3 protein-coding genes and 1 pseudogene are annotated in these 4,538 nt (G+C 47.9%); 1 reads left to right on the forward strand and 3 read right to left on the reverse strand.

The window, feature by feature from the left end; genetic code table 11:
* Positions 1-371: 371 nt before the first annotated feature.
* The 3 genes and pseudogenes from ACWB0I_RS08175 to ACWB0I_RS08185 all read right to left on the reverse strand — a co-directional run bounded on the left by ACWB0I_RS08175 (position 372) and on the right by ACWB0I_RS08185 (position 3,687).
* A complete protein-coding gene (locus tag ACWB0I_RS08175; protein ID WP_479387565.1) occupies positions 372-1,682 on the reverse strand; it encodes an alpha amylase family protein in 1,311 nt (436 codons plus the stop codon).
* 299 nt (positions 1,683-1,981) lie between these two features.
* Positions 1,982-2,262 (reverse strand): annotated as a pseudogene (locus ACWB0I_RS08180) (transposase); the annotation flags it as partial.
* Positions 2,263-2,301: 39 nt separating this feature from the next.
* Entirely contained in the window at positions 2,302-3,687 is a 1,386-nt protein-coding gene (locus ACWB0I_RS08185; protein ID WP_479387566.1) for a T9SS type A sorting domain-containing protein, read from the reverse strand.
* 226 nt (positions 3,688-3,913) lie between these two features.
* Here ACWB0I_RS08185 and ACWB0I_RS08190 point away from each other — a divergent pair, with 226 nt between their 5' ends.
* Positions 3,914-4,216, forward strand: a complete 303-nt coding sequence (locus ACWB0I_RS08190) for a zinc ribbon domain-containing protein (RefSeq protein ID WP_479387567.1) — start codon at positions 3,914-3,916, stop codon at positions 4,214-4,216.
* Positions 4,217-4,538: the final 322 nt, after the last annotated feature.

The following is a 4,538-nucleotide window of genomic DNA, read 5'->3' on the forward strand; positions in this document are numbered from 1 at the left end:
AGTAAACATTCACAAAGATGCGGTTAAAATGGGCCTGCGCCAGTTTGTGGCAGGTTGATTCGATTAAATCGGCGCCGCCTTCGATGACATCACGGCTTAGCCATACGCCGCGCGCCTGCGGCATTTGGGCAGCAAATAATGGCATGAAAAGCAGAAAAAAAAGCCAGATTCTGTTCATTGTTTCTCTTTTTTTAATACATAGTTAGATTTTATGGCGTTCCCGCTGATTACGGTTTTGTAAAGTTTTGCCTGTCTGACAGATCGAGTAAACTCTACCTCTGGACAGGATGCAAAATACAACCGGGTTATGAATGCACACAGCCTGGATTTCGGTCATGAGTAAAATAAACTCGCCCAAGTTCAAATCTCACCTATTTTAAATTGGAAAACGTTTTTTGCAATAAATCCCACCACTCATATTCATTAATGTAAACCAGATCGAAGAGCATCAAGCCGTCCGTTTTTTTCAAAACCATTTGCATGGCGCGTTTAAACTGCTGCGGATGATCTTTGTATTGTAAGAGGAACAGGCTGCCGTACACGGTTGTGGCCTGCTGAATGACCTGATTGGTTAGGTCGCAGGCGCCTTGCACACTGTACCAGAATTGCTTCCCATCTTTCATGGCCGCTTCCTGCCGCAAATCAATCCGCACATCGGGTAAATTAAGTTCATCAATGGTTACTTCAAAATAATAACAGCCGGACATGAAAAAATCCAGCAATTCGGCGTAGCCGGTTTGATGGTAGTCCGGATCAGCCCACCAGTACGGGGGATGGTATTGTTGACTGGCCCAGTTGACGCCCACTTCGTAATAGGTGGGGTACCACGAACCGGCATAGTCGCCAAACGCCAGTTGCGCATTAAGCGTTTTGACCGTGTCCCGGGCTTTTACAAAAAAATCGTAAATGCAGCGGGCGCGCCAGAAGATCCACTTTTGGAACAGAGGGCCGGGCGTTACCCGCGGCGCGGCGCTGGCGGTTTGTCTTTGCCAGGTAAAGATGTCTTCTGGCCAGCGCTTAACTTTTTTATTTAAGAACTTCTCAAAGGCCGCTCTGGATTCCGGGCTAAAATCGGAAGCAATGCCGTCAAAGCGGGCGCGATCCAGAATGATGCCGGTCAGTTGCGGGTAGTTGCGCACGACTTCGGCGATGATGGAAAGTTCGTAGCGTTGCACATCTTCTCTGATGGGATTCACAAACAGGGATTGCTTGCTTTCCACTTCTGTAATGGGTTTCAGGCCTTCCGGCGTGTACAGAATGGTTTGCCATTGCGGACGCGTTTCGTAAACCAGCCCCAGGCCGGCGGGGCGACTGCCTTCGGAGAAGATGTTAAGCGCGGCGTGCACTTTTAAGCCGTACTGTTTGCCAAGCGCCAGGGCATGAGCCAGGTAGTCGTAGGACGCCGCACGTTCCACGCCCTTCCATTTTAGCAGACGGGGCGCAATCTGGCTGGGGTACAACACATAGCCCGAATTGGGCTTGACGTCAATCACCAGATCGGTAAAACCGACGGACGCCGCTTTTTGGGCCAGCGTCTCCATGGCCGAAGAGTCGCTTAGTTGGATCCAGTTGGCGCTGGCGTCCACCCACAAAAAGAGGCGTTTGGTTTGCGGTTGGGTAAAACCGACATCATAAAAAAAGAAAATGAGACATAATAAAAAAATATTTAATTTAAAGTTCATGTATTTGTTTTCCATTTTGAATGAAAAAAAGAAAATTTCACCCTTTCAGGGTTAATTATTTGGTTGGGGGATTGTTTTCCTATAATCATTTCAATCCTTCGGATTTGGTTTTTCCCATCGACAATTTATTCTGATTTTCTGTTTAGCATTTACACTTCCTGCGATTAATTTTTTTGTTTCATATCGTTTCAAAAATTTAGTCATTTCATCCATTTTAGAATCACTCTATCCCGAAAGGATGAAACAATGATAGCCAATATGTACCCCGGCCATCAACTAAGCCTCGAAGAGTGATATTATTCAATCCATTCAAACTTACCATGCACAAATCTTCTGTCGTTAATAAAATTAGTAGAATTATTTTTTATGTCTCTAACCAGATCATAAACGGTTTAAGACCAATAAAACAATGAACATGATCCGATACGCCATTAACAATGATAGATTGATGGCCTTTGTTCTTAATATTTCCAGTCAGGTATTTAAATACCTCATCACGCCAGGGTTTTTGTAAAAGATTTTGCTTCCCCTTTACGGCAAAGATCACCTGGATACAAATTCTTGCATAAGTACCTGCCATGATGAGAACTCTTTAATTCAATTAACAGCAGGGAATCACCTATTTAATCAACAACATTTTGCGCGTTTGAACGGCATTTTCTGCCTGTAGCTGGTAAAAATAGATTCCCGAAGCCCAGTTGTTGGCGTTAATCTGCAGGCGATGACGCCCCGCGCTTTGTTTGCCAGCGTCGATTTCTGTTAGCAATTGACCGGCGTTGTCGTAAATCAACAACCGCACCGTTTGCGCCCTGTTCAATTGATATTCGATGGTCGTGCGGGCGTTAAAGGGATTGGGAAAGTTGCCCAGCAGTCGCGTGGATCGGGGAATGAGAGCGTCATCTTCATCAAGCGCCTGCAATGGGCCGTAGGAAAAGACAAAGGCGCATTTGGCTTCCTGATCGATGACATAGGCAAATTTTTCGTCCGGGCTGAAGGCGATATCCGAAGGCGTTAAAAAGGGAGCGCCCTGCGCGTCGGGATTGACCGTGCTGTTAGACGAAGGCAATTCATCCAGTTCGATGGCAAAGTTTCCGCTGATCATGAACGATTTTACCCAGCGCCGCGTGGTATCGGTGCCGCAGGCCCAGAGATTTCCCTGGCTGTCGCAGGTAATGCCGTACGGCGTCCAGGAAAGCCAGGCCAGGTAGGAAGACACATCGCTCACGCGCTGGCCCACGTAATCTTTGGGCGAGGTTTGCGTGCCGCCGCTCCACACGGCAATGCCGCCCGTGGAACTCAGGGTATCGCTGTTGCGGCTGGAAAAGAAGGGCGTGCTGGGATCGCTGTAATCGGCGCCGGGAATGGTGGCCACATCGCGAATGATGGAAAATCCCGTGCCATCGTGTCCGCCCGGTTCGATGGGGTGTAGATCTAATGGCTGAATGGGCACCCAGGTGCCGCGAGCAGAGGCCGTGTCCGTAAAATTGTACACGCGGATGGAGGTGTGGTAAGAAAGCCCGGCATAGACAAACTTGTCCTTATTGGCGGAAAGACCAAGCACCCACGTGCCGTAACCGCCGGCGGTGTACTCCTTACGCTGTGCGGGATCGCCATCGGGGTATTCGTACATGATGGAAAGCGAAGGCATGGGCGTGCCGGGTTTGCGACAAACAACCAGCACGGTATCGTCGATGGTGGTAATGCCGCGCGTGGACTCCACGTCCAGATTGGTGCTGTAATCGTCAATCAGTGTAAAGGCCGAGTCGCCCGGCGCTGCCATCCACAGGGCATTCATTCCGCGGGCATCCACCGCGCTGGTGGTAATGACCCACAGGTTGCCCTTGTTATCCGTGGCGCAGAGGAAGGGGTAGGTTACGCTGTCGGGCGTGGGGAATTTAATGGTCATCTCTTCCTGAAAAAGCCAGGAATCCTGTGCGCTGAGCGTCGCCGACAGGGCGACAAAAAGCAGCAACGTGACGGCGAAAAAAGCGACAAATTTTTTCATAGCTCACCCCAATCTTTTAATTATTAAGTTAACTTAACAAACTGAAATAATATACTAAATTCAAGAGGGAAAGAAAATAATTTTGCAATAAAATTTAATAGTTTTTGATTTTTTTTGCATCCTATGCAGAAAGGCAAAATGCTCAGCAGCGTGGTTCTTCATTGCTTTTTTGCGTTCTTTTTGCTACTTTTTTGAATTATGGACTATTTATGAGAGAAGAGCACACATGAGACAGGTCTGTCCCCATTGTGGTACCCCCATTTCCAAACGCTGGTTGTTATTGGGCTCGCCCACAGAAACCTACACCTGTCCCAACTGTAAAAGTAAGTTAGAGTGGACGGGAAAACGCTACCTGGTTAGTTTTTTGGTGGGACTGGTGGGCGCTTTGCCCATTCCCCTGGCCTTCTATCTGAATTGGAGTGGCCTTTCTTTTTTAACCATTGGATTGCTCTATCTTGGCATATTAGCTTTTAACACCTTCTTTATTTTGAATGTATCAGGTCAGTTCCGTGTGCGGCGCAAGGTGTAGATTGGGAATAAAGCGTTCCATATGATCATAAGTCGAAAGCTTTGAGAAAAAATGAAAGCCGGCTGAAGCCATTCATTCCAGCGCGCGCCCGACTGTTCTATTGGGTCAAACAGTCTTTGCACAGCTTACGCCTCAGGCCGGCCATTTTTCACAGAGGTTCCGGCGTTTTAATTTAAGTATTAGCGCAGCAGTACCATCTTTCCGGCTTTACGGAAGCCTTCCGTTTTAAGCACGTAAAAATAGAGGCCGCTGGACAGTCCCTGTGCATTAAAAACAACGCTGTGCCTGCCGGCCTTTTGATGCGCATCGACCAGTTTTTTAA

Source organism: Caldithrix sp., from assembly GCF_056497305.1.